General features: G+C 47.9%; 25 protein-coding genes. 15 read left to right on the top strand and 10 right to left on the bottom strand.

Features of this window, described 5'->3' with window-relative positions:
- Nucleotides 1-145: 145 nt before the first annotated feature.
- Complete coding sequence (locus BMX14_RS07875; RefSeq protein ID WP_177173117.1) at nt 146-2,200, top strand: S9 family peptidase; 2,055 nt, start codon at nt 146-148, stop codon at nt 2,198-2,200.
- Here the strand turns inward: BMX14_RS07875 and BMX14_RS07880 are convergent.
- Nucleotides 2,190-2,423: a DNA polymerase III subunit theta gene (locus BMX14_RS07880; protein WP_092675180.1), complete on the bottom strand. Its 234-nt coding sequence runs from the start codon at nt 2,421-2,423 to the stop codon at nt 2,190-2,192. The two genes, BMX14_RS07875 and BMX14_RS07880, sit on opposite strands and share 11 nt — an antisense overlap.
- 132 nt (nt 2,424-2,555) lie before the next feature.
- On the opposite strand from BMX14_RS07880, the gene BMX14_RS07885 reads away from it, so the two are divergent.
- Nucleotides 2,556-2,897, top strand: a complete 342-nt coding sequence (locus BMX14_RS07885) for a DUF2511 domain-containing protein (RefSeq protein WP_092675183.1) — start codon at nt 2,556-2,558, stop codon at nt 2,895-2,897.
- A gap of 200 nt (nt 2,898-3,097) precedes the next feature.
- Nucleotides 3,098-3,643: a DUF1440 domain-containing protein gene (locus BMX14_RS07890; RefSeq protein WP_092675187.1), complete on the top strand. Its 546-nt coding sequence runs from the start codon at nt 3,098-3,100 to the stop codon at nt 3,641-3,643.
- Nucleotides 3,644-3,690: 47 nt separating this feature from the next.
- On the opposite strand, the gene BMX14_RS07895 is transcribed toward BMX14_RS07890, so the two are convergent.
- From BMX14_RS07895 to yebS, 4 genes are all read right to left on the bottom strand, one after another.
- Nucleotides 3,691-4,164, bottom strand: a complete 474-nt coding sequence (locus tag BMX14_RS07895; RefSeq protein WP_092675189.1) for a hypothetical protein — start codon at nt 4,162-4,164, stop codon at nt 3,691-3,693.
- A 219-nt stretch (nt 4,165-4,383) separates the two neighbouring features.
- Nucleotides 4,384-5,808, bottom strand: a complete 1,425-nt coding sequence (gene rsmF / locus BMX14_RS07900; RefSeq protein ID WP_408011866.1) for a 16S rRNA (cytosine(1407)-C(5))-methyltransferase RsmF — start codon at nt 5,806-5,808, stop codon at nt 4,384-4,386.
- 72 nt (nt 5,809-5,880) lie between these two features.
- The gene (locus BMX14_RS07905; RefSeq protein ID WP_092675195.1) at nt 5,881-8,514 is read right to left on the bottom strand and encodes a PqiB family protein; all 2,634 of its coding nucleotides are present in this window, start codon (nt 8,512-8,514) and stop codon (nt 5,881-5,883) included.
- A complete protein-coding gene (gene yebS / locus BMX14_RS07910; protein ID WP_092675198.1) occupies nt 8,483-9,727 on the bottom strand; it encodes a membrane integrity lipid transport subunit YebS in 1,245 nt (414 codons plus the stop codon). The genes BMX14_RS07905 and yebS overlap by 32 nt, the downstream gene beginning before the upstream one ends.
- A gap of 201 nt (nt 9,728-9,928) precedes the next feature.
- On the opposite strand from yebS, the gene BMX14_RS07915 reads away from it, so the two are divergent.
- The 4 genes from BMX14_RS07915 (at nt 9,929) to htpX (ending at nt 14,355) form a co-directional block, all read left to right on the top strand.
- On the top strand, nt 9,929-10,444 hold the full coding sequence (locus BMX14_RS07915; protein ID WP_092675201.1) for a GAF domain-containing protein: 516 nt from the start codon (nt 9,929-9,931) through the stop codon (nt 10,442-10,444).
- Nucleotides 10,445-10,523: 79 nt separating this feature from the next.
- Nucleotides 10,524-11,195 carry an RNA chaperone ProQ gene (gene proQ / locus BMX14_RS07920; protein ID WP_092675204.1) on the top strand — a complete coding sequence of 224 codons (672 nt, stop codon included), beginning with the start codon at nt 10,524-10,526 and terminating at the stop codon, nt 11,193-11,195.
- 19 nt (nt 11,196-11,214) lie between these two features.
- Nucleotides 11,215-13,260, top strand: coding sequence for a carboxy terminal-processing peptidase (prc, locus tag BMX14_RS07925; RefSeq protein ID WP_092675206.1), 2,046 nt, complete (start codon nt 11,215-11,217; stop codon nt 13,258-13,260).
- 216 nt (nt 13,261-13,476) lie between these two features.
- On the top strand, nt 13,477-14,355 hold the full coding sequence (gene htpX, locus BMX14_RS07930; protein WP_092675209.1) for a protease HtpX: 879 nt from the start codon (nt 13,477-13,479) through the stop codon (nt 14,353-14,355).
- A gap of 7 nt (nt 14,356-14,362) precedes the next feature.
- Here htpX and BMX14_RS17155 read toward each other — a convergent pair whose 3' ends face one another.
- Nucleotides 14,363-14,587 (bottom strand): YobH family protein, encoded by a 225-nt coding sequence (locus BMX14_RS17155; RefSeq protein ID WP_092675212.1) that lies wholly within the window; start codon nt 14,585-14,587, stop codon nt 14,363-14,365.
- A 173-nt stretch (nt 14,588-14,760) separates the two neighbouring features.
- Here BMX14_RS17155 and BMX14_RS07940 point away from each other — a divergent pair, with 173 nt between their 5' ends.
- The 4 genes from BMX14_RS07940 to BMX14_RS07955 all read left to right on the top strand — a co-directional run bounded on the left by BMX14_RS07940 (nt 14,761) and on the right by BMX14_RS07955 (nt 18,308).
- Entirely contained in the window at nt 14,761-15,051 is a 291-nt protein-coding gene (locus BMX14_RS07940) for a YebO family protein (RefSeq protein WP_092675214.1), read from the top strand.
- A gap of 335 nt (nt 15,052-15,386) precedes the next feature.
- A complete protein-coding gene (gene cspE / locus BMX14_RS07945; protein WP_001062678.1) occupies nt 15,387-15,596 on the top strand; it encodes a transcription antiterminator/RNA stability regulator CspE in 210 nt (69 codons plus the stop codon).
- A 107-nt stretch (nt 15,597-15,703) separates the two neighbouring features.
- Complete coding sequence (gene rlmA, locus BMX14_RS07950; RefSeq protein WP_092675405.1) at nt 15,704-16,513, top strand: 23S rRNA (guanine(745)-N(1))-methyltransferase; 810 nt, start codon at nt 15,704-15,706, stop codon at nt 16,511-16,513.
- Between the two features lie 226 nt (nt 16,514-16,739).
- A complete protein-coding gene (locus BMX14_RS07955; RefSeq protein ID WP_092675216.1) occupies nt 16,740-18,308 on the top strand; it encodes a TerC family protein in 1,569 nt (522 codons plus the stop codon).
- Between the two features lie 42 nt (nt 18,309-18,350).
- On the opposite strand, the gene BMX14_RS07960 is transcribed toward BMX14_RS07955, so the two are convergent.
- The 3 genes from BMX14_RS07960 to pabB all read right to left on the bottom strand — a co-directional run bounded on the left by BMX14_RS07960 (nt 18,351) and on the right by pabB (nt 21,796).
- A complete protein-coding gene (locus BMX14_RS07960) occupies nt 18,351-19,715 on the bottom strand; it encodes an L-serine ammonia-lyase (protein ID WP_092675219.1) in 1,365 nt (454 codons plus the stop codon).
- A 160-nt stretch (nt 19,716-19,875) separates the two neighbouring features.
- Nucleotides 19,876-20,430, bottom strand: a complete 555-nt coding sequence (locus tag BMX14_RS07965) for a CoA pyrophosphatase (RefSeq protein WP_230527384.1) — start codon at nt 20,428-20,430, stop codon at nt 19,876-19,878.
- Nucleotides 20,423-21,796, bottom strand: coding sequence for an aminodeoxychorismate synthase component 1 (gene pabB / locus BMX14_RS07970; RefSeq protein ID WP_092675225.1), 1,374 nt, complete (start codon nt 21,794-21,796; stop codon nt 20,423-20,425). The genes BMX14_RS07965 and pabB overlap by 8 nt, the downstream gene beginning before the upstream one ends.
- A 17-nt stretch (nt 21,797-21,813) precedes the next feature.
- Between pabB and BMX14_RS07975 the strand changes: the two genes are divergently transcribed.
- Nucleotides 21,814-21,996, top strand: a complete 183-nt coding sequence (locus BMX14_RS07975) for a YoaH family protein (protein ID WP_048913128.1) — start codon at nt 21,814-21,816, stop codon at nt 21,994-21,996.
- 8 nt (nt 21,997-22,004) lie between these two features.
- On the opposite strand, the gene BMX14_RS07980 is transcribed toward BMX14_RS07975, so the two are convergent.
- The gene (locus tag BMX14_RS07980) at nt 22,005-22,349 is read right to left on the bottom strand and encodes a RidA family protein (RefSeq protein ID WP_092675228.1); all 345 of its coding nucleotides are present in this window, start codon (nt 22,347-22,349) and stop codon (nt 22,005-22,007) included.
- A gap of 97 nt (nt 22,350-22,446) precedes the next feature.
- Between BMX14_RS07980 and BMX14_RS07985 the strand changes: the two genes are divergently transcribed.
- From BMX14_RS07985 to BMX14_RS07995, 3 genes are all read left to right on the top strand, one after another.
- Entirely contained in the window at nt 22,447-24,348 is a 1,902-nt protein-coding gene (locus tag BMX14_RS07985) for an ATP-dependent DNA helicase (RefSeq protein ID WP_092675231.1), read from the top strand.
- A 59-nt stretch (nt 24,349-24,407) separates the two neighbouring features.
- Nucleotides 24,408-25,136 (top strand): tRNA (adenosine(37)-N6)-threonylcarbamoyltransferase complex dimerization subunit type 1 TsaB, encoded by a 729-nt coding sequence (gene tsaB, locus BMX14_RS07990; protein ID WP_230527398.1) that lies wholly within the window; start codon nt 24,408-24,410, stop codon nt 25,134-25,136.
- A gap of 63 nt (nt 25,137-25,199) precedes the next feature.
- Entirely contained in the window at nt 25,200-25,784 is a 585-nt protein-coding gene (locus BMX14_RS07995) for a Slp family lipoprotein (protein ID WP_092675233.1), read from the top strand.
- Nucleotides 25,785-25,838: the final 54 nt, after the last annotated feature.

Consider the following 25,838-nt stretch of genomic DNA (forward strand, 5'->3'; position numbering starts at 1 on the left):
CTAAACTAAAAAAATAATTGCTGATTAGTCTAAACGAAAACGTTTGCGTTGGCACGTTCAACGAGGAATGCTGGAAAGTAGGTAAGGACAAGTGAAACATGCGATACTGAGGGTATCACTCTATTAATCGGTATCTAACGCCATGATGACTCCTCCACAAGCCCGTCGAATCCCTTCCATTCATCAGATGCACGGTGAAACACGAGAAGATAACTTTGCATGGTTGCGAGATGATGAGCGCGCGGATCCAGATGTCATTAATTATTTGACGGCTGAAAATCAGTGGTGTGAACAACAATTGGCTCCACTAGCCAGCATTGAGGCAACGCTATATCAGGAAATGACGGCGAGAATTCCCGGAAATGATCATTCGGTACCTTTTTTGAAGGCGGGGCATTGGTATCAACAGCGTTACCAGCAGGGGGATGACTATCCCCATTGGGTGTGGCGCAAGGATGTCGACGAGGCGCCGTGGCAAACCTTGCTTGATTGTAACCAGCGTGCGCATAACGCGGAGTATTACGAACTGGGTGCATTAGAGATCACGGCAGATCACCGGTATATGGCAGTGACTGAAGATTATCTGTCTCGGCGGGAATATGTGTTACGTATTCAACGGTTAACCGATCAAACCTGGCTTGATACGGTAATCGAAGGGATCTCACCCTCAATTGTGTGGGCCAATGATGGACAGACACTGTTTTATATCAAGCAAGATCCCCAGACGTTGTTACCTTGGCAGGTGTGGCGACATAAATTAGGAACGGATCCGCTAGACGATTGTTTAGTCTATGAGGAACAAGACGATAGCTATTACGTCAGCTTAACGGGCAGTAGTTCCGAGCAACGGCTTTTTATTCTGCTAGAGAGTTCGACGACAAGTGAAGTGTGGTCAATCGATGCCGACAAGCCGCACTTACCTCCGCGTTGTATTGTGCCTAGACGCGAAAATCACGAATATAGTATCGATCACTTTCAAGACCATTATTTTATTCGCTCCAACCGAGAGGGGATCAATTTCGGGCTCTACCGTTGTGGCGAAACTGAGACATCGGAGCACAGCTGGCAGCAATTTATCGCGGTATCAGAAGAACGTATACTGGAAGATTTTCAGCTATTCAACGAGTGGCTCGTCACCGAAGAACGCCAACAGGGTAAAATGATTCTCTGCCAATATTCTCTCGCTGATGGGCAGCGGTTAGAATTGCCTAAGCAGGCGGAAAATGGCGTGGTGTGGATTGGACATAACCCCGACGCCAATAGTTCTCGCTTACGTTTTGGTTACAGCAGCTTTACCACACCGACCACTACCTATGAATGGGATTTGACTACACACCAGTTGACATGCTTAAAGCAAGTCCATATCCCGCTCTATGAAGAGAGTGATTACGAGAGCGACTGGCGGTGGTTGACCATGCGTGATGGCGTTCAGGTCCCCGTCTCCCTCGTTTGGCGTAAGGACTGCTTACAACCTGGCAAAAATCCACTGCTGGTTTATGGCTATGGCGCATACGGGGCCGCGCTAGAGGCTGACTTTGGCTTCACCCGACAAAGTTTACTCGATCGAGGATTTATCTACGCCATGGTGCATGTGCGAGGTGGGGGGGAGTTGGGCCGAGCATGGTACGACGCCGGACGGCTTGGTCACAAAATGAATAGCTTCTACGATTTTATCGATGCCACACAACATTTGTTGGCGCAGGGGATGGGCGATCCGCAACGTTGCTATGCCATGGGAGGGAGTGCCGGTGGCTTACTGGTGGCTGCGGTCAGTAATATCGCTCCCACCTTGTTTCACGGCATTCTTGCACAGGTGCCTTTCGTCGACGTGGTGAGCACAATGTTAGATGAATCGATCCCACTCACAACGGGTGAGTATGAGGAGTGGGGCAATCCTAATTCTCAGGCGGATTACCAAACTATTATGGCTTATAGCCCTTACGATAATGTACGTGAACAGGACTATCCCCACCTGTTTGTGACGACAGGCTTACATGATTCACAAGTCCAGTATTGGGAGCCCGCAAAATGGGTGGCTAAGCTCAGAGAATTGAAAACCGATGATCATCAACTCCTGCTCTATACCGATCTTGATGCAGGACATGGGGGGAAATCCGGGCGCTATCAAGCCTATGTCGATATCGCTCGGGAGTGCGCTTTCTTGATAGGCTTAGCCAATGGGTCTTGGCCTAAGTCTTGAGCTTAGGCTCATAGGGTAAGCGTGACAACGTCACAGAAAGCTGGCGATAGGTCGTCAGCTTTTCTTGAAAGTGCGCGCGTAATGACTCGGGTTGTTCGTTTTCAATATGAATCGGAATAACGGGCATATTGTAACGTTCTTTAAAGGCGACTCCAGCTGCCGCTAACTCGGTATTAAGTTGATCTTTAGCTTCCGCACTGAGCTCAGCGAGATTGTATGTCATGATAATGTGCTCCTTCTAGGCAGGTAAGCGTTCAAAATATCGCTTTCTTCTGCCACTTAAATACGTCATTTGCTACACTGTGCGTTAAGTCACATGGCTGTTTTATTATCACGAATTTAAGGCACTATTCCAATGAAAAAACTCTTATCCGTACTATTACTTACTCTCGTGAGTGGACAATCTTTTGCTTCTGAAGTCATTACGGTGAGTCGGCGTGAAATTGGTAAGCAACAGTGGCCGCTTACTCGAGAAGAGATTATGCTACGTTGTGATAAGGATGGCGGCCTGTTTGCAATCAATGACAGTACGCTAATGCAATATCCGCTGAATGCTATCGCGCAACAGAATGTCGATGAGAAGAAAAGCCAAGGTCAACCTATTACCTTAATTCAAGCCGATGACCCACAACAGCCGGGTAAGAAAATGGATCTCTCCCCCTTGACGTCTCGTGCGCAAGCCTTGTGTGGGCAGTGATTATTATCCGACTTAATAAGCAAGCATAGCAATACAGTCTAAAATTTAAGGGAGACCGATTAGGGTCTCCTTATCTCTCCTATTACGTTGATCTTGCGCAATATATCGTTAGTTAAATCTCTCGCCTCAACGTCCAACCCCGTAGAATTAGCCGCTGCAAGCAAACTTTTCTTATGCTTGCGTGACACAAGGGGATTGGTATGCATTCTAAAATTAATGGTAAAATTATTATCTGGGCCACGCTGTTAGCAGGATTTATGAGTTCTTTAGTGAAATGGGGCTCCGAGGTGAATATGCCTCCCCGCATGGCGGGCGAAATTTCTCCTCCGGGTGCCCATATTGATGCCTGGCTGGGGTGGGCAGGTATCAATCAACATTCGCTGGATTATCTTTATCAAGGAAATTCAGTATTGGGGGCGGTTACCCTCTACCATTGGCTATTTAGCTTTATATTCGCCTTTGTCTATGTCGCTGGCGCCTATTACTGGCCAAAGATCCGTATGGGTTATGGTGTCGTTTATGGCGTAGTCATTACCGTTGTGATGCACGGTTTTCTGATCCCAGCACTAGGATTTCGTAATCCTGTTTATGATGAGGGCCAAACGGGGTGGTTATGGGATCTCAATGGTTATGAGCTGTGGAGTGAAATCATTGGCCATATTTGCTGGTCAGTGAGTATTGAGTTTAGCCTGATTGCCGTATTAGCGCTCTTCGCTAAGCCAATCAAGGGCACTTGGCGTCGATAAGGGTACGCGACACCGAATCATTACGCGGTTCGGTGTCGGAAATAAACCTATGGCTTGGCCGGTGCGTTGGCCGCTGGCGGGGCGCTCTCTTCGAGTTTTTCACCGTTCTTTTCTTTCTCTTTAATCTCTTTATTCACCCAAGCCCGATCGTCGTCAGTGAGTTCTGAAGCATGAGTATTACTACTACTTAGTAACCAGTAGAGCATAGCCAGTTGTGTCAGTCGCACACCGCTATTGCCACGTGTATTAATAGCGTTTTTAAGTCGTTGCGACGGGGCCTGTTGGCTTAAGGATCGGTATTGTTCTGCACCCGGGATCCCTTGTTTACCCGAGGCGGCAGCGTTCTGTTGTGCCGTCGGAGCTGGAGTCGCGGTTGGAGTGGGCTTTTGCTGCACGGGACGTTTAAACATCTTCGACGAACCAAAGCCCCTTGACGAGAACGAACGCGCCTCGCTAAAGGTGGAAACGGTCATTAATAGAGCAGGCAGTAAAATCAGAAAAGGTCGGGCAATTTTTTTCATTATAGTTCCCAGAGGGTAAATAAAATAATCAACAAGGCCGGTAAGAGGCCCTAAAGGGTAAGGGCTGGGGGATTATAACAAGATAGTGGTGAGCGATCGGGTGTGCCAGTGTAAAGAATCAAAAGTATCCTCAAGGCTAAGTGGATAAGCTGACAAAACTTTAATTGTATTGACATACCTTATCCCCTCTCATGACTTAGCCGTCAGAGGGGGCCGCATTTAATTAAAGAGTGGACCGTTACGGACCAGTTCTCTGGGTAAGCTATTTTTAATACGCTGGTTAATAATTTTTACCAGTCCTAACACTTGTTGCTGATAACTCACCAAACATTCGCCTTTAGGTAACGGCGTATCCGGATAGATATCTCGGCCTCGATACCATTCAGCGGCTTGCTCGGCTGTGAGTTCGACAGTCGTTGCCATGGGGGTGGCGAGAGCGGTTATCGCTTCATGGTGCCAGCGATACCCCTTGTTATGAATTTCCGCTAATCGAAAGCCGAGACGTGAGAATTTAACCTTACCCATTAGCGATTCAACAGGCTTAGGGAATAGCCAGAGTTCTTTATCCCGTTGCCAGAGGCTGAGTGAACTCTCCCATTGGATACCGATAGACGCTGCTTGCTCAATAACCGTTTGCTGCGTTTTAGCTAAAACCGGTTGGAAGGGAAGTTTACCCACTTTAAAACCGGGGTGAGGAAGAGGATCTACGCCGCGTGTTTTACGCAGGCTTGCCACGAAGAATCCCTCGCTATCAAAGCGTTGCGGAAAGACATGAAGATAACCTTCTGGCGTTACTACGTGTTCTGCGCCAGGGAAAAGAGAGGCTAAAGATTCGACCTCGATTGCGTCAGGAAAAGCAGTCGACAGTGACGCAATCACCTGTTGGTTTTCAATGGTGTTAAGGGTGCAGGTTGAGTAGATCAGTCGGCCCCCCGGTTTCAGGGCATGAAAAGCACTGACTAAGAGTTCACGCTGAGTCTGGGCAATCTCTTCGGTACTCTCAAGGCTCCAATGAGTAAAGGCTTGCGGGTCTTTACGGATCACGCCTTCCCCTGAGCAGGGCGCATCTAACAATATTGCATCGAACTGTTCTGGTAGGGCTGCACCAAAGACGCGCGCATCAAAATGGGTAAGCGCGGTGTTGACCACGCCACAGCGACTAATGTTAGCATGCAACACTTTGACGCGACTGGCAGCATATTCATTCGCGACAATAAGCCCTTGGTTAGCCATTTTAGCGGCAATTTGAGTCGTTTTAGAGCCCGGTGCTGAGGCCATGTCCATCAAGCAGAGAGGGGTTTCCTCCGCCGCAAAGAGGGCTTGCACGGGTAACATCGAGCTAGGCTCTTGAATATAGAATAAGCCGCTGAGATGCTCTGCGTAGCTCCCTAAGGGGATCTGCTCATCGTTAAGCTGAACCCAATAACCTTCTTCGCACCAAGGGACAGGGGTGAGCTGCCATGGATAGTCGGTAGTTAAGGCTAGAAAATCCGTGACACTGATTTTTAAAGTATTCACCCGTATGGCACGCCGAAGAGGGCGTTGACTGATCGCGAGAAATGCTGCGAAATCGTCATCGTTGGGAAGAGCCTGACGCATGAGTTCAAGAAATTGGGCGGGAAAATCGATAGCTTCAGTACTCACAATGGGATCCATAGCGGTCAAAAGCCTAGTGTAGCATGAACACGGGCAGGAATTCTGCCCGTGTAGGAGGGATTATTCTTGGCGAGGGATAGCCGTTCCCCACTTCTGCCAACCGTCTGGCGCCTCATCGCGCAATAGGAAGTGTTTATTCGATTCAGCTTCAGGCGCTAGTGGCACCGTGGGTGGCGTCGCAAATTGAATACCTCCGCGAATAAATTGCTGGAAGGTTCCGGTTTTGACGACACCGCCTGTCAGGCCAAAATCAAGAGAGTAACCTGATGCCAACCAAAACACCGAGTTATTACGGACCAGATGTTGATAACGTGTACTAATACGCATCGCGATCTGTACTCGGTCAGCTAAGTTTCCTAGAGAGGTACCGGTAACGGTGCCGACTTCTACCCCGCGATAGAGGACCGGTGTTCCCACAGTAAGGGTGCCAGCATCTGGCGCATCGACATAGACGTTCAGACCATCTAAGTAGCGTGAATCGGTAATGGTATCCTCTTGCAGCTCAAAGCTGCGCCGTACGCTCCCTGTCCCGGGATCGACGTTGACATAAGGCTGTAACAGTGACTCTAAGTGGTTGACACCATTCGAAGAGATTTCCGGTGATACCACAGAGAATTGGCTACCGCTGCGGGCAAAATGTTGATCATACTCAGGGTAAAGTACCGCTTTGGCCTCAACCTGATGTAAGTTCTGGCTGAGTGACAGGCTCTCGACTTGGCCGACATTAATACCCAAATATTTGATGGGCATCCCTGTAGCCAATTTACTGCCATCAAAGGTATGGAAGACAATTTGACTACCCACCGCATTGGCAGCATTACGACTTACAAACAGCTCGCGATATTTACCTTGATGTTTAGTGACCCCAGAAAGGCTATCGAAGCTGATTGCGCCTTTTAATGCCCGATTCAACGGAGTGGCCTGGACCGTGATACCGTTGGAATTAAACTGAACTCGAGCGCCGCCCTCCGCCCAGAACACGCTTGAGTCAGTGATCAACTTTCGGTATTTCGGCGCAATATGCACCGATACGATAAAATTGTCAGCGTTCGGGGTGATATCGACGATCTCCCCCACTTGGTAACGACGATAAAGCACGACGCTGCCTGCTTGAATATCCGGTAGGCTTGAGGCTTTAAGTTTTAACGTGACCGAGGGTTTATCCCCTTGCGTTTTATCTTTAGCCGCATCGTCGTCAGCGTAAAGGGGATAATGTGCGCTCGGTTGGCCTTTCTCACCGGTATTCACTCGAATACCGCCTTGTATCCATTGTTGTGGTGGCGCGCCCACCAACTTTAGGCCATCGAGTCCCATGCGAATGCGGATCTGGCTATCGGCGATGAACTGGCTATCGGCATGAATAAAATGGCGATATTGTGGTTCGACCGAAACTTGGAATACGACCCCTCGGTCGGTCAGGGTGCGTTGCGCAACTTTGCCGATTGGCACTCCATTGAGGATTAGGGGTTGACCTGCGTCGATGCCATAACTTTCAGGCGCAGTCAATTCAATGGTGAGGCTATTAGGAACTTGTAGCAGTGATTGACTCGCAGGCAGTACGGTGAACTCTGTCGCCGCTTCGCCTTCCCCCGGGATCAATTGCAACACAGTACCCGTCAGTAACGAGCCGACCGAGAGGTTACCGCCTTGTAAGCTAGGTTGGCGCATCTCGATACGTGTCCCTGTACGCATCAACCCGACAACACTCGGATCGACCGTCAGTTCTCCCGTAATATGGTGTTGATCGGTCAGACTGATGTGGGTAAGCGTACCGACTTGTAAGCCTTGGTACATTAACGCGGTTGAACCTGCCGTAAGGGTATCAGCACTGGGTAACTTTAACGTAAAATTAACGCCACGCTTGCTTTCCGCAAGATTAGGAAAGAGTTCATAACGCGCCTGATTCTGTGCAGATTCTGAGTCTTGAGGAGAATCAAAGGCAATTGCCCCATTGATTAACGCTGGAACGCTGGTCAGGTTAACATTCACTCCCGACGCGCCTAACGTCGCTTGTAGCCCTGAAACGTTCCAAAATCGGCTATTTTTCTTAACGAGCTGCGTGTAACGTCTTTCGATCAACACATCAATTAGCACGCCTTTGCCTTGAGGGGAAAAACTGTAATCATACACGCGACCTACGGGGACTTTTTGATAATAAACCTGAGATCCTGTGTTAAGCGAGCCTAAATCATTCGCGTGAAGTTGAATAATCAGTCCACCGTTATTGACGATATTTTTGGGCTGACTATCAGATGCAGTGAAACTGTCTGTTGCAGCGCCATCACCTGGCATCATACCGATATAATTACCGCCGACGAGAGCATCCAATCCTGAGACGCCAGCCAGCGAAGCCTGTGGGGTGACTAACCAAAATTTCGTATTGGCCCGCAAGGCATCTTTCATACTACTTTTGATGCTCGCTTTGATTTTGATCACGCGATAGTTATCTGTCAGGACAATATCTTGAACCGTACCGATCTCAACGCCCTGATAGCGGATAGGGGTACGGCCAGGCACAATACCATCTGCAGTGTGGAAATTTATGGTGATTGTTGTTCCACTTTCTTGATAGTTCTTCCATAGGAGCCACCCGGTAATCAGCAGTGCCACGATGGGGAGAAACCAAAAAGGGGAAAGACGGCGCTTTTTTTTAACCGTAGCGCTAATCGGTGTATTCGGCATTTCCTGTTGCATGGGCATCCCAGAGTAAGCGGCTATCGAGCCATTCTACGGATAGAATGGTAAGAAAAACAGCGGAACCAAAATAAAGCGCGGCCGGTCCCATTGTAAAAGCGAGAAGTTGGTCACGATCGACCAATGACATCGTTAGCGAAATCACAAAGAGATCGAGCATAGACCATCTCCCAATCCATCTCACAGCCCTCAGTAATCGTACCCGTGTTTTTAGGCCTTGTGCACAACGCATATGAATACTAATCAGGAGCGCTAACAAAATAATCACTTTACTGATCGGGACCAAGATACTTGCTGTGAAGACCACCATCGCCACAGGGATATTCCCGCTGGCAAGTGAAACGATTCCGGAGAAAATAGTGTCATCCTGGCGGGCACCGTTCAGATAAATTATTGAAATCGGTAATAGATTGGCCGGAAAGAGAAAAATGATTGAACTGATCAATGCGGCCCAGGCTTTCTGTAAGCTATAAGGAATGCGTGGCGTCAATGTGACATAACAACGAGGACAACGCCCACGCTCATCACTCTGACCACTGTAATGACAATGGATACAGCATTTTACCTCTTCTGGCTTTAGCGCTTGCCGGGGTTGCGGATAATATTTCTGCCACAGACTTTGTACATCAAGATGAATAATTAACAAGAGATAGAATAGGGTAAGGCTGATAAAAGCGAGTAGGCCGTAGCCTGCAAACAGGTCTGCGTAATCCTTCACTTTAATGGCGGCAACGACTACCCCAATCAAGTAGATATCGAACATAATCCACTCTTTAAGCTTATCCAACACTAATAGTACTGGGCGCAAGTTCATCCCCAACGGTTTACCTACTGCGAGATAAACCAGACAAAGGGCCAGTGCCAGTGGGGTACCAATAACGCAAAAACAGACCATCGCGGCAGTAATGATGTCACCTTGATCAACCATCTGCATCACTCCCGCCAGCATACTGGCGCTGATGGTCATGCCGAGTAGACGGATTTCGATTAGAGGTAGTGTCCAAGCAAGGGGCATTAGGCAAAGCATTAAACAGGCCAGACAGCATAATCTGGAGAAGGACCAGTCTCTGCCTGTCGCCACTTTCACTCGGCACCGAGGACAGTAAGCGACTTCACCTATCTTCAAAATGGGTCGGTGATAAACATGGTCACATTCTACACAGCGCTTGAGGTCAGTGTAGGTTTCAGGTGGACTGATAGCGGTTATTTTCATCGCGCGTTATCAGTAATTATCGTTACGAAGCATAAAATTTTCATTGTTAGGTAATTAGGTCTGCTATAGTCGTTGAAAGCGTAATGTATCAGAAGTTCCCTGAATAAGAATATAAGCATAGTTGAGCGTCATGCGATGTCTATTTCTTTCACTCATTCAAGGTCTATTCGCGATTATTCACTGTCACTTTATGGTTGGAAAATGAGTAAGCCAGAATTTTATCAAGATATGTCCCGAGACCTCAGCGCCCTCAACAGCGGTGAGCGAGCATTTTTGCCGATTCTCGCGAATTGTAGTGCGTTACTTTTCGAAAGAATGGCGGGGCTAAATTGGGTGGGGTTTTACCTGCTCAGTGAGAGAGACACGTTAGTGCTCGGACCCTTTCAAGGTAAATTGGCCTGCGTTCGTATCCCGGTTGGAAAAGGGGTATGTGGCACGGCAGTCGCAACGGGGGACGTTCAACGGGTAGCCGATGTTCATCAATTTAGTGGTCATATCGCTTGCGATTCAGCCAGTAACAGTGAAATAGTCTTACCGCTGCGCTGTGAAGGGAAAATTATCGGTGTATTGGATATCGATAGCCCACATTTTTCGCATTTTGATCATGAAGATGAAGCGGGTCTTGAATCTGTAGTGAATACTCTTGAGACCTTACTTTCAGCCACTGAAATTTCTCTTTTTTTACAACAATTAAAAGGTAATTTCGATGAGGCATAGCAATTAGCGCTGTAGTCATTATAATGTCGCTTGTTCATGCCTGCGTTGGTCGGCAAAACCGTTGTAATCAGGAAATTTCATGGAAAATCAACCTAAGTTGAGTAGTAGTAAAGAAGTCATTGCATACCTTTCGCAGCAATTTCCAAGCTGTTTTATTGCAGAAGGTGAAGCTAAGCCGTTAAAAATCGGTATTTTTCAGGATTTAGTCGAGCGTATTCCTGCTGAGATGAACCTGAGTAAAACTCAGCTTCGTTCAGCGCTGCGTGTCTACACTTCGAGCTGGCGTTATCTCTACGGGATTAAAGCTGGTGCGACCCGTGTTGATCTTGACGGTAATGCATGTGGAACGCTCGAAGAGCAACATGTTGAACACGCTCGTCAGCAGCTTGAAGAAGCCAAAGCTCGTGTTGCGGCGCACCGTGCGAAACAACGTAGTGAAGCTAAAGCTGATGACGCAGGTAAGGCGGAACGCCGCCCACGTAAACCAACAGCCCGTAAACCTGTTGCACAGAATACGTCCGCGACGGAAAATAAACCTCGCAAGCCTAAGAAAGACTCGCGTCAATCACCCCCTGCTGAGGGCAAACCAGTGACTGATATTTCAGTGCTGAAAGTCGGTCAACCCATTCGCGTTAAAGCAGGTATGAGTGCCGTCGACGCTACTGTGCTTGAAATCTCTAAAGAGGGAGTTCGAGTTCAATTAGCGTCAGGACTGGCAATGATTGTACGCCCAGAACATTTGCAGTTCTGAAACGGAGAGTGACCCAGGCATGAACACCAGTTTTAAAGTAAGTTTACTTGTCGCCACTCTGTTTATGGGGCAAGCGTTTGCTGCTGATCCTATTACTCGTCAAGATCAGATCCCACAATTACAAGAGCAACCGCAACAAGTTACGGTAAGTCAGCGTGTCACGGCACGCTTTACTCAGTCGCATTATCGGCAAATCACTTTAGATACCGCGTTCTCAAGTAAAATATTTGACCGTTATCTGAATATGATTGACTACAGCCATAATATTTTACTGAGTAGCGATATTGCTCAATTTGCTGGCAAAAAGTCGCAAGTCGGCCAAGAACTGGAGTCTGGGAATCTCGACACGTTTTATCAGTTATTTAACGTGTCCCAGCGTCGCCGCTTCGAACGTTTACAGTATGCGCTGAGCGCATTAGCTAAACCGATGAATTTCACCTCTCATGATTCTATTAATTTGGACCGGAGCAAAGCACCGTGGCCAACGTCGACAGACGAGCTCAATAAATTGTGGGACGCTAAAGTTACCTATGACGAGCTTACGTTGAAGCTCGCTGGGAAAAATGAACAAGAGGTCCGTGATACGTTAACACGACGCTATAATGCAGCGTTACGTCGCGTATCACAAACCACCAGCGAAGATGTGTTTCAAACGGTCATGAATGCGTTTGCGCATGAGATCGATCCCCATACAAATTATCTTTCACCCCGTAATACTGAACAATTTAATACCGAAATGAGCTTATCCTTAGAAGGGATCGGGGCGGTATTACAGATGGATGACGATTACGCGATGATTAACTCGATGGTTGCAGGCGGCCCTGCGGCGCGCAGTAAGGCATTGAGCATCGGTGATAAAATCATCGGTGTCGGGCAAGTGGGGCAACCCATCGAAGATGTCGTCGGTTGGCGTCTTGATGATGTGGTTGAAAAAATTAAAGGGCCTAAGGGAAGTAAAGTTCGTTTAGAGATCCAGCCTGCGGCTAAGGGCAGTAAAACACGCATCATCACACTGACTCGAGCGCGGATCCGTTTAGAGGATCGTGCCGTGCAGGGTTCTGTTCATCAAGTCGGTAAAAATAAAGTTGGCGTACTGGATATTCCTGGTTTCTACGTCGGCCTGACTGATGATGTCAAAGTACAGTTACAAAAACTCCAAAAACAGCATGTCGATAGTATTGTCATTGACTTGCGGACTAACGGTGGTGGAGCATTAACTGAAGCGGTATCGCTCTCAGGTCTCTTTATCCCGTCAGGTCCCGTGGTACAAGTTCGCGATAACACCGGTAATATTCATCAGGACAGCGATGATGATGGGGTGGTTTATTACAATGGCCCATTAGTCGTGCTAGTGGATAGATTCAGTGCTTCTGCCTCTGAAATTTTCTCGGCTGCAATGCAAGATTATGGCAGAGCCTTGATTGTCGGTGAGCCTACTTTTGGTAAAGGGACGGTTCAACAATACCGTTCTTTAAATCGTATTTACGATCAAATGCTCCGTCCAGACTGGCCTGCATTAGGATCAGTACAATATACCATCCAGAAATTTTATCGCATCAACGGTGGTAGTACACAGCGTAAAGGTGTCACGCCGGATATCTTGATGCCGACGGGCGTAGAGGCTATCAAAACTGGCGAGAAATACGAAGATAACGCACTGCCTTGGGATAGCATAAAAGCGGCCAATTATTCACCAATGGCTGACTTACAGCCCTATTTGGCCAAGCTACGTCAAGAGCATGAAACGCGTATTGCCAACGATCGTGAGTTCCAATATATCATTAAAGATATTCAACGCTTTGATGCGATGAAAGATAAAATGGATATTGTGTCGCTCAACCTGGCGGAACGTCAAAAAGAGAACAATGAAGAGGACAAACTTCGCTTAGAACGTATTAACGCACGTTTTCAAGCGGAAGGAAAAAAACCTCTTGCTTCGTTAGATGCTCTACCAAAAGACTATAAGGAGCCAGATCCTTATCTTGATGAGAGTGTGGCGATCGCTAACGATCTCGCCAGTGTGGAAAGTAAAAATCCGCCTGCATCAACGGCTACGAAGAAGTAATTCATGCTATTAAGATAAACCCGCCCCGGCGGGTTTTTTTATACTTATGACTTTACATGTCAGTTAAATCAGACAAACTGTGAGAAGTGTATGACAAAATGTAAAGTTATGTCTTTTCAGTGGGATATAACTCCTCACCTCTTGAAAACTCTTGGCAACAGCCTAGGATAGTGCCAAATAAGTTCAGGTTCTGTTTTCAAGGAAATATAAACGTCTATGATGCGTATCGTGTTGTTCCTCTGTACTAACCTCGCCGTTATGGCGGTGTTCGGTATCATTCTAAGCTTAACCGGCATTCGCTCGGCCAGTATTCCAGGCTTACTGATTATGGCGGCTTTATTTGGCTTTGGCGGCTCTTTTATTTCGTTATTGATGTCTAAATGGATGGCATTACGTTCGGTGGGCGGCGAAGTGATTGAGCAGCCACGTAATGAAACCGAAAGATGGTTAATGCAGGTGGTGACTCAACAATCTCAACAAGTTGGGATTACAACGCCGCAGGTTGCTATTTATCATGCACCCGATATCAATGCTTTTGCGACGGGAGCAAGAAAAAATGCCTCCTTGGTGGCCGTGTCAACGGGGCTCCTACAAAATATGAACCGCGATGAAGCTGAGGCCGTAATCGCCCACGAGATCAGCCACGTTGCCAATGGTGACATGGTGACCATGACCCTTATTCAAGGGGTGGTAAACACCTTTGTTATCTTTATCTCTCGGATCATTGCGCAGGTCGCCTCCGGCTTTTTAAGTTCAGATCGCGAAGAGGAGGGGAGTAACGGTAATCCTCTGGTCTATTTTGCTGTGGCCACCGTCTTAGAACTCGTGTTCGGTATCCTCGCTAGCATCATTACTATGTGGTTTTCACGTCATCGTGAATTTCATGCCGATGCGGGGTCAGCCAAGTTGGTGGGGCGTGAAAAGATGATTGCGGCACTGGAACGATTAAAAACCAGTTACGAGCCTCAGGAGCCTGGCACAATGGCAGCGTTTTGTATTAACGGTAAGCAAAAAAGCTTGAGCGATCTCTTTATGTCGCATCCACCGCTCGATAAACGTATTGAGGCGCTGCGCCAAGGCCAATATATCAAATAATCAGGTCTCATATTTCCCTACTATCATTCGTTTTTCTTAGCAGGGGGCAGCGTTCAGGCGCTGTCTCCGAAGCGTAAAGATAGTCCGCATTGATTAATCCTCTGCCGGTTAAGTATTCACAGCGTAGATTAAATCCCGTCTTATCTGCTTCCCGGTAAGTCAAAATCCCATAATCCGACACCATCATTATCGCCCAACTCCCGATTACAACGATTAACAGTCGCGTTAACATTTTTGTCGATTTCCTGTAGGTAATATTGAGCTAGGGAAGTAGCATGCCCTTGTGCGTGCTAATAATCGATAAGAGATAACCGAAAGAATCAGTCCCAATAATCCTGATGACCAAGCAGAGCAGAGCGAGTAGAATGAAGACAATCTTAATGAGTATTGGTATTAGGTCGAAAAATGAATGAATTGGTCGCTGGCGGCGGGAGCTATATGTTACCTGCATTATTCGGTATTGCTGTGGTATTTTTCTGTGTAGTGGTATTTATTTCAATGCGCAGAGCAGTAAGAGCTAATGATCAGATCTTATTATTGGAAGCTTCACTGCGTGAACAGCGTAAACAAACCAAAATTTTACAGCAGTTAGTTGAATTAAGCTGCGAACCTGAGGTTGTTGAACCTAGAGTCGAAAGCGTTAACGAGCAACCGACTGAAGAGCCTTCACATTTAACGTTTAGAGCCGAACGCTAGGTATTAAGCAAGCGTTTGCTGAGTCGATAGAAGCGAAGGACTGTGCACTTTTTATCATCACTGATGAATCGTAAAATTAACGATAAATATTTAAAATGCTTATCATTAAATTTTAGGAAAAAAGCCCTTGCCATTAATAAAGTTATATGTGATAACAATTATTAGGATAAACGAGAACAGCCCGATGTTGTAAAGTTTTTGGTAAACCAGTTACGAGTCAGTTAAGGTTATTTGGTCTTGTCTGTTGCCATTTAAGAACACCACTTCATACACTATTTCTCGATTTTCTGTGTTAACTGCCTCTGGGCAACTATTATTTTAAAGGAATTGGTAAAATGGCAAAGATTAAAGGTCAGGTTAAGTGGTTTAACGAATCTAAAGGTTTTGGTTTCATCACTCCTGCAGACGGTAGCAAAGACGTATTCGTACACTTCTCTGCAATCCAAGGTAATGGTTTCAAAACTCTGGCTGAAGGCCAAAACGTTGAGTTTGAAATTCAAGATGGACAAAAAGGTCCAGCAGCAGTAAACGTCACTGCTATCTAATTCTCGGTTTACCGAAGCAATCATTAATCCCCGCACTTGCGGGGATTTTTCTTTGGTTTATTGCTTGAAACCGGTAAACTGCGCGGCTCAGATTACGCTTGGAGCCAATTTTGTATATTTGTCCATTATGCCACTCCCCCTTAACCGCAGAGTTACAGGGTTATGTTTGTGAGAATAGTCATCGGTTTGACCGGGCAAAAGAGGGATATGTCAACTTATTGCCAGTCCAACATAAAGGATCCAAAGATCCAGGCGATAGCCCCGAAATGATACAAGCGCGCCGGCAATTTCTAGATGAAGGGCACTATCAACCATTGCGTGACCATGTTGCTGATGTGTTGGATGAATACTTACCTGTCTCCTCGCCACCCACCATCGTTGACCTCGGCTGTGGTGAAGGTTATTACACTTCTGCATGGATGAAGAGTGATCGCGAGGTGTATGGTGTTGATGTCTCGAAATTTGCGATAAAATCAGCCGCTAAGCGTTACCCACAGATTCAGTTTAGTGTAGCCTCCGGCTACCGGCTCCCGTTTGCTTCTGCATCGCTGTCTGCGATCATCCGGATTTATGCGCCGAGCAAAGGTGATGAACTAAGAAGGGCCTTATGTCCTGGCGGTATTTTAGTTACGGTTACCCCTGCAGCACGCCATCTATACCAATTTAAATCATTAATCTACCAAGACGTACAACTGCACGAAGAGAAAGAAGAGGCCCTTGAAGGGTTTGAATATTTACTCGAGAAAAGGTTGCACTACCCTTTAACGCTTTCGGCTTCCAGCGCAACACAATTACTGCAGATGACCCCTTTTGCTTGGCGAACTCGCGAGGAGGTTTGGCAAACACTGGCTCAATGCGAGAGTTTTTCGTGTGAAACAGATTTTAAAATTACGGTGTGGCGGAGAACTGATGAGTAATGAAATTCGTTAATATGTAAATGTAAGCAAACATTTTGACGAATAGATTGCACCTGATAAAGTACAGTTTATTACTACAACTAGGAGTATAGGGTTAATCCCACATTATGGATCGTCACCGAGGTCTTTTTCTATTTCCCACACCGCAGTCATCACTCTGCATTCACATTTTATCTTATCAAGAGCCTAATACTCTTCTGGTTACGACAAGCGAGAGGAACGCCTAATGGAATTTTTGCTGGATCCATCGATACTGGTTGGTTTGCTAGCCTTAATCGTATTAGAGATTGTCTTAGGCATTGATAACTTAGTCTTTGTGGCAATTTTATCGGACAAGTTGCCGCCTGCACAGCGTGACAAGGCGCGTATCATCGGGCTGAGCTTAGCCTTGATCATGCGCTTACTGCTGCTCTCAGTGATGTCTTGGTTAGTTACATTAACTAAACCACTCTTCCACATCGCGCAATTTGCGTTCTCTGCGCGGGATTTAATCATGCTAGTGGGAGGGATATTCTTACTCTTTAAAGCCACCACAGAACTGCATGAACGGTTAGAAAGTTCCGGTGAAGTAGAGCAAGAAAGCAAAGGTTATGCAGGGTTCTGGACGGTAGTTATCCAAATAGTGATCCTTGATGCGGTCTTCTCCTTAGATGCCGTGGTGACAGCGGTGGGGATGGTGAGTCATCTATGGGTAATGATGACAGCGGTCATTATTGCGATGATCTTGATGTTAATCGCCTCAAAACCCCTGACACGATTCGTTAATGCCCATCCAACAGTGGTGGTACTCTGCCTTAGCTTTTTATTGATGATTGGCTTAAGCTTAGTGGCAGAAGGATTTGGTTTCCATATTCCTAAAGGCTATCTGTACGCAGCCATTGGCTTCTCGATTATTATCGAATTTTTCAATCAAGTTGCACGCCGCAATTTTCTTAAATCCGAAGCAAGGCGTCCTATGCGTGAGCGGACTGCGGATGCCATTTTACGATTAATGGGAAGCCGCTATCGTACGGCTAGCCAGGAAGTGGCAGGACAAGCGACGGAAGAGAATGCGCATGCCTCACGTACGTTTAAAGATGAAGAGCGCTTTATGATCAATGGGGTGCTTACCCTGGCATCCCGTTCTATTCGTAGTCTCATGACACCGCGTAATCAGATTTCATGGGTGGATGCCGAGGCTTCGGTCGATGATATTCGCGTACAGTTATTAGACACGCCCCATAGTCTTTTCCCTGTGGCGCGCGGTGAGCTAGATGAAATTGTCGGTGTCGTTCGAGCGAAAGAGCTATTGATTGCGCTTGACCATGAGCTCGATGTTGCGACCTTCGCCTCACGCACGCCAGCGATGATCGTTCCAGAAACGTTGGACCCAATCAACCTGTTAGCGGTGCTACGTCGCGCTAAAGGCAGTATCGTGATGGTGACCAATGAATTCGGAGTCGTTCAAGGCTTGATCACGCCACTCGACGTTCTCGAAGCCATTGCAGGAGAGTTTCCGGACGAAGATGAAACCCCAGACATCGTTGCCGAAGGTAATGATTGGTTGGTGAAGGGCGGTACCGACCTCCACTCCTTAGAACAACATCTCAACGTTTATGATCTCGTTGACGCGTCGCATTCACATGCCTCGCTTGCCGGATTATTAATTGGCCAAGCTGGGCAATTACCGGTAGAGGGTGAGGTGATCAGCATCGGTGAGCTGGACTTCACGATATTGAAGGTAAAAGACTACCGCGTTGAGCTAGTGAGAGTCAGCAAGCGGGACTCTGAGACTGAGAGCGAAGAGACTTTCTAAAAGGGTGATGACAAAGAGGCCGATGGGTTCGGCCTCTTATTTCTAGTCACATTGTACTTTTATCGCTAATCCACCCCGAGAGGTTTCTCGGTATTTAGCATTCATATCTTTGCCTGTTTCATACATCGTCTCAATCACTTTATCCAGCGAGACCCGAGCCTGGCTGGTACGACGCAGCGCCATCCTGGCGGCATTAATCGCTTTAACCGCCGCAATGGCATTGCGCTCGATACAGGGTACCTGAACTTGCCCTGCGACCGGGTCACAGGTTAAGCCCAAATTATGTTCCATACCAATTTCAGCGGCCACACAGACCTGCTCTGGGCTTGCGCCTAATAGTTCGGCTAGTCCTGCCGCCGCCATTGAACAAGCCACGCCAACTTCACCCTGACAACCGACCTCCGCACCGGAAATCGAGGCATTCATTTTATAGAGGATCCCGATGGCACCAGAAGCTAAGAAGTAATGCCGGGCAATATCTGGCGTCACAGGCTCAACAAATTGATCGTAATAAGCCAGCACAGCTGGGACGATACCACACGCGCCATTAGTGGGCGCAGTCACCACGCGTCCACCCGCTGCATTCTCTTCATTGACGGCCAAGGCGAACATATTGACCCAGTCAATGACATTCATCGGGTCGTTATTATGGCGATGGTTAGCAACCAATAGGCGACGAAGTGGCGCGGCTCTGCGCGGCACTCTTAATGGTCCGGGTAATACGCCTTCCGTATTCAAGCCTCGATCTATACAGGCTTGCATCGCGCCCCAGATAGACGAAAAATAGTCGCTAATTTCTTGATGCGTATGTAACGCTAACTCGTTTTTCATGACTAAACCGGATAAAGAAAGGCCGGTTTGATGACAAGCATCTAACATCTCTAAGGCGGAATGGAAAGGATAGGGGACAGTGACCGTGTTCAATACTGGCTGGCCAAACTGTGACTCTTCCACGATAAAGCCACCTCCGATTGAATAGAAGGTCTGAGAAACCAACGCCTTATCTTCTTGCCAAGCCGTGAAAGTTAGGCCATTTTCATGTAACGAGAGCGCTGTTGAATGAAATAACAGATCTGTCTGTTCATCGAACACTATCTCATGCTCACCGAGTGCCAAAAGTAACCGTCGGCGAGCGCGCGCATCGGCGAGAAAGGTCGGAATAGTGTCGATATTGACCGTGTCCGGCGATTCGCCCGCTAATCCCATAATAATCGCGATATCGGTATGGTGACCTCGTCCCGTTAAAGAGAGAGAACCGTAAATATCAACGGTCACCCGTGTTATATCGGTTAATAGCTGTTGGGCACTTAACATGTCGACAAAAAGCTTTCCGGCTTTCATTGGACCGACTGTATGAGAGCTAGACGGGCCAATACCGATTTTAAACATATCAAAAACACTAATCACGTGGCGTTACCTTGCGTCGACGAAAGCTAAATACCCTGCAATCAGGGCTAAACAGCAATAATTATACCATTGCCAGAGTAAAAAGAGAGTGAAACGCCTCGCACTCGCAAAAATATCATTAATATTTATCTTTTTTTAGGCGAAGCAGTAAAGGGGCAAGCTAAGAAGGAAGATGAAGAAGAATCGTTGCCGTCATTCCCCAGATTAGGTGTGACCCGTAAGGAAGAAAATGCACCTGCCGTTGTGCGTGGGGCTGACCGACCGGCAAGGAGGCATAGTTATTTGTTTCAACGAGGTACTCAAGGGGGACTTCAAAGACTTCGGCCACTTCATCGCTATTAGGATTGAGGGGAAAACCTGGCTGTACTAGGGCGAGGAAAGGCTTCACGCTGTGTCCGCTACGGCTATTAACCGTCGGTAACTCACCAATTTTTTGGATAAATTGTGGAGGAATACCCACCTCCTCGTACGTTTCACGCAGCGCGGTCTCATACAAAGAACTATCAGTCTGGTCACGTTTCCCCCCAGGAAAAGCGACTTGTCCTGGATGATGACGCAGTTGGTGACTGCGTTGAGTAAACAGCAAGGTTGGAGTGTGTGGATGGTTAATGATAGGCACTAATACTGCCGCTGAATGTGAAGTAATATTAACATATTCATTTACCAGCGGGGTCAGTAAGTATTGGCTTAAGAAGCGAGACAATCGATCATTCATTTTCATTACCCAACGCTGAGAGAAGGGGCAGTATTTTGCTGACCTTGTGGAAGGTTTCCTGATATTCCTCCTGCCAATGACTGTCAGCCACAATCCCCCCTCCTGCTGAACAGTAGAGCTGTTGGTTTTCTGCCACTAAGGTCCGGATCGTAATACTGGTGTCCATGTTTCCGCAGCGGCTGATATAGCCAATGCTACCACACCATGCATTACGCCGATGAGGCTCGAGTTCGTCTATGATCGCCATTGCCCTAATCTTGGGTGCTCCGGTAATGGATCCGCCGGGAAAGCAGGCTCGTAATAATTCTGTGGCAGGGACGGTGTCGGGCAGGATCCCCGTTACCGTACTGACTAAGTGATGCACGGCGGGAAAAAATTCAATTGCGAAGAGTGAAGGAACCTCAACGCTTCCCGGTAACGCAATACGTCCTATATCGTTGCGTAATAGATCGACAATCATAAGATTCTCGGCACGATTCTTGGTTGATTGAGCCAACCACTGTTGTTGGGCGCGATCGCGCTGAGGATCGGGGTCACGAGGAACAGTCCCTTTAATCGGTTTAGTCTCAATCCGGCTGCCCACAACGTTGATAAACCGCTCGGGCGATAGAGAAATAAGGGTCGATTTGGGTAAACGGACGAAAGCACTGAAAGGTGCACGGTTAGCTTTGCTGAGCGCCTGATAAGCCTGCCATTCGCAGCCTTGATAGCAAGCCCTAAAGCGTTGCGCTAAATTTACCTGATAGCAATCTCCCGCCAGGATATAGGCTTGAACCTGTTCAAATTTCTGCCGGTAAAGTGACGCATCCATATTGCTTTGCCAGTCACTGGTCAATGTAAAAGGCACGGTCGGGCTGGGCACTTGTGCAGTGAGCCAAGCGAGCCGTTGTTGTGCGTCAGTAAGGCTCACCAAGGTTAAGCTTTGCGCATGGTGATCGGCGATTAGCGCCCAATCATAAATACCCACAGCCATATCAGGGCAATTCAGGTCGGAATGGGCTTGCGAAGGCAGGGTTTCAAAGCGCCGGCCGAGATCGTAGCCCCACAGACCAAGGGCACCGCCGCAGAAAGGCAGGCTTTGACGAGGGACCTCAGGTAAGCGAGTTAACGCTTGCTCAACCAGGGACAAAGGATCTGCCAGAGAACTGCGCGCGTTTCCGTCTTCTTCAATGAGTGTCTCTTGCCCCCACGTAGAGAGCGTGACTAAAGGATCGGCGGTGAGGATATCAAACTGAGCACCGGCGTGAGGCGATTGGGCTGAGCTGAGTAGCATGGCCCAAGGTAACTGCGCGAGGTTGGAAAACCATGTCTCCGCGGCGGCTTGATGATAAGATAGCGAGATACATTCAGGTGATTTAAGCGTCATGACTCAAGAGGTTCTTAATGTTCAACGGATTACCGGCATTATCGCATCAACAACAGCAACAAGCGGTCGAGCGAATTCAGCAATTAATGTCTGAAGGCTTATCGAGTGGTCAAGCGATTTCTCAAGTTGCACAAGAAATTCGTGAAAATTATCAAGGCGAGCCACAACTTGCTCGCTTTGAAGAAGATGATGATGAATAAGGCTTACGCTATAGGGCTGCGATAATTTTTATTTCAACTTTATAACGGGGATCCACCAGTCCAGCCAATACAGTACAACGTACTGGGGCATTGCCGGGCGAGACCCACGCATCCCACGCTTGGTTCATCACTGCAAAATCAGCATGGTCAGTGAGAAAAATTGTCGCGTCGAGGACTTTTGATTTATCACTGCCAACGCGCGCCAAGATTCGGTCGATAACCGCTAATGCATTTTCAGTTTGAGCAAACGCATCAGCGTCAAGATTTTCCGGTACACTGGTGTAATATACAGTTTGGTTATAGATCACGGCTTCGGACATACGATGTTCAGGATCTAGGCGTTGAATAGTCATGAGAGTCTCCTTTTTTGGGGTCAGCCTGACATAAGCGAGAAAAAATGTCATCTCTAATCCTCAATCCCATCAGGACAACCTCGTCGAAGGAGCTAGTTTGACCGACGATTTTTCACAAGAGGGTAATTTAGCGCAGGCTATCCCCGGTTTTCGTGCTCGCCGTGCGCAGCAAATTATGGCTAAGGCGATCAGTGAGGCCGTTAACGATACCTCGACGTTATTAGTCGAAGCCGGTACCGGTACAGGGAAAACCTATGCGTATTTGGTGCCAGCCTTACGTTCGGGTAAAAAGGCCATTATTTCAACGGGGTCACGGGCGCTTCAGGATCAACTTTATCATCGCGATCTGCCGACTATCGTTAATGCGCTGAAGTTTCGCGGAAAAACCGCCATCCTTAAAGGGCGCAGTAACTACCTCTGTTTAGAGCGGCTGGACGCTCAAAATAGCGCAGGGGGCGATCTGCCGGTTCAGCAACTTTCCGAACTCGTCAATGTACGTGCATGGGCCAGTATGACGCAAGAAGGTGACACCAGCCAATGTGCGGCGGTTCCCGAAGATAGTCCATTATGGCCCTTAGTCACCAGTACTAACGATAATTGTTTAGGTAGCGATTGCCCGCAATATGAGCAGTGCTATGTGGTAAAGGCACGTAAGCGCGCGCTCGATGCTGATATCGTTGTGGTAAACCACCATCTATTTTTAGCGGATCTGGTGGTCAAAGAAGGTGGGTTTGGCGAACTGATCCCAGAGGCTGATGTCATGGTATTTGATGAAGCCCATCAGTTACCTGATATTGCCAGTCAGTACTTCGGACAGCAGCTTACTAGCCGACAATTGCAGGATTTGGCCCGCGATATCACCATCGCATACCGTACAGAAGTGCGTGAGGTCACTCAGCTACAAAAGGCGGCAGATCGTTTGGCGCAAGCCACTCAAGACTTTCGACTCGTTTTGGGAGAGCCGGGGTTTAGGGGGAATCTTCGTGCGTTAATGTCTGATCCGTCGCAACAGCGTATGTTGCGGCTACTCGATGATGCATTAGAGCTATGTTATGACGTCAGCAAACTGAACCTTGGGCGTAGTGCGTTGCTTGATGCGGCTTTTGACCGAGCTGGGCAGTATCGTAATCGTCTAAAACGGTTAAATAACACGCAGGAGCCGGGTTTTAGCTACTGGTATGAGTGCAGTCGTTACCACTTTACGTTAGCCTTAACACCCTTGAGCGTAGCCGAACGTTTCCAAGAGGTTATTAAGGCTCGTAAGACCAGTTGGGTATTTACTTCGGCGACACTTGCCGTGAACGGTGAAATGAATCACTTCGCGGAACGGCTAGGCGTGCAACAAGCAAAACAACTTATGTTGGAAAGTCCCTTCGATTACGCGCGACAAACTTTATTGTGCGTACCTCGTTACTTGGCAGAAACCCGTCAATCACGCAGTGCCCAGCAATTAGTATCGCGCTTAACACCGCTGATTGAAGCCAATGATGGGCGATGCTTCTTTCTTTGTACTTCTTACCAAATGATGCGTGAGCTGGCAGCTCTTTTCCGCGAAACCATAAAACGCCCGGTACTGCTGCAGGGCGAAACCAGTAAAGGCCAGTTACTCGAACAATTTCTTGCCGCCGGTAATGCCTTGTTGATTGCGACCAGTAGTTTTTGGGAAGGGGTGGATGTACGGGGAGAGGCGCTCTCGATGGTGATTATCGATAAGTTACCCTTTGCTTCGCCTGAAGATCCCTTATTAAAGGCGAGAATGGAAGATGCACAGCTTAAAGGCAGTGACCCGTTCTATCAGGTACAGCTGCCCGATGCCGTCATCGCTTTGAAACAGGGAGTGGGTCGCTTGATCCGCGATGAACAGGATAGAGGGGTGTTGGTGATCTGCGATAGTCGTTTGGTCACGCGCCCCTACGGTGAAATTTTTGTGAAGAGTCTGCCGGATTGCCCACGTACGCGAGATCTCGATGTGGTGCTCAATTTTATTAAGCAGCAGTAAGCTGACTTTCACTCTACGCCAACTCTGTGTACACTTGCCGCCAAGAAACACGGTATATGATGAAGACAAATTTGATGACTGATTACTCGCTCGACACTCGACTCTTAGCCTTGGATACGGCCACTGAAGCCTGCTCGGTCGCCTTATTAGATCAGGGGCAGATCGATGCTCAATTTGCGCTAACGCCCCGGGAACATACGCAGCGTATTTTACCCATGGTTGAACAATCGCTACGGGACCACCAACTCACTTTGCAGCAGCTTAATGCTCTGGTCTGTTGCCTAGGTCCGGGCAGCTTCACAGGCGTGCGGATTGGAATCGGAATTGCCCAAGGTTTAGCCTACGGTGCACAACTGTCGCTAATCGGTATCTCGAGTCTCGAGGCTCTCGCTGAAGGGGCTTGGCGTATGCATCAGGCAGAGAAAGTCTTGGTCGCGATTGATGCGCGAATGGGGGAAGTCTACTGGGCTATCTACCAGCGGGATGGACAAGGGATTTGGCAGGGCAAAGAGAGCGAACAGGTACTTTCGCCTCAAGCAGCGGTGGAGAAAATGCAGACCCTTTCCGGTGAATGGATGACCGCGGGGACCGGGTGGCAGGCTTATCCTGAACTGCTCAATGGACATGCGCTGACGTTGCAGCAAGGTGAGAGTCTCTTACCTCAGGCTGAAGATATGCTACCCTTAGCCTATCGTGAGTTGCAGGCGGGTAACCTTATTCACCCAGCGGAGATTGAGCCAATCTACCTACGTAATGAAGTGACGTGGAAAAAGTTACCTGGGCGTTGATTTCTTCTGGAAACTATTTAGCCATCAATCTGTCTATTGTCTCAGTCTGATTGGGAGTGCGTTATGAAATATTATCACCGTGCTGTTTTGGCGTGTCTTCTGCCCTTGGTTTTCCTTACGGGTTGTGTCTCCATTCCGAAAGCGATCCAAGGAAATGCTCCGTTACCACAACAAGATTTTACCCGTGTGATGAATGCACCAAGCTTGTATGTTGGGCAGGAATCACGCTTCGGCGGTAAAGTCGTCAAGGTGACGAATCATGATAACGTCACCCGGGTCGAGTTGATGGTGCAACCGCTTGACGATGGCGCTCGGCCTATACTGGGTGCCGCGTCCTTGGGGCGTTTATATGCCGATATCCCAAGTTTTGTCGATCCGGCAGAACTCACTCATCAATACGTCACCGTGCTAGGGAATATTCAGCGTGTGACACCGGGTAAAATCGGTGACCAGAACTATACGTTTTTAATTATAAGTGTGACAGGTTATCAACGCTGGCACCTTACTCAACAAGTGATGTCACCGCCAATGCCGATGGATCCCTGGCTATGGTATGGCCCTCGTTATGGTCGGCGTGGTTTTATTGATCCATGGTGGGGTTACGCTATGCAGGGGCCAATGCCTGTGCAAACTTTTCTATCAGAATAGAATATACAGCGTCAGCCGGTCGCCGAAGGTGACCGGTTTTTTTTATGGATGAAT

This window comes from Rosenbergiella nectarea (genome assembly GCF_900111105.1).
Classification (GTDB): Bacteria; Pseudomonadota; Gammaproteobacteria; order Enterobacterales; family Enterobacteriaceae; genus Rosenbergiella; species Rosenbergiella nectarea.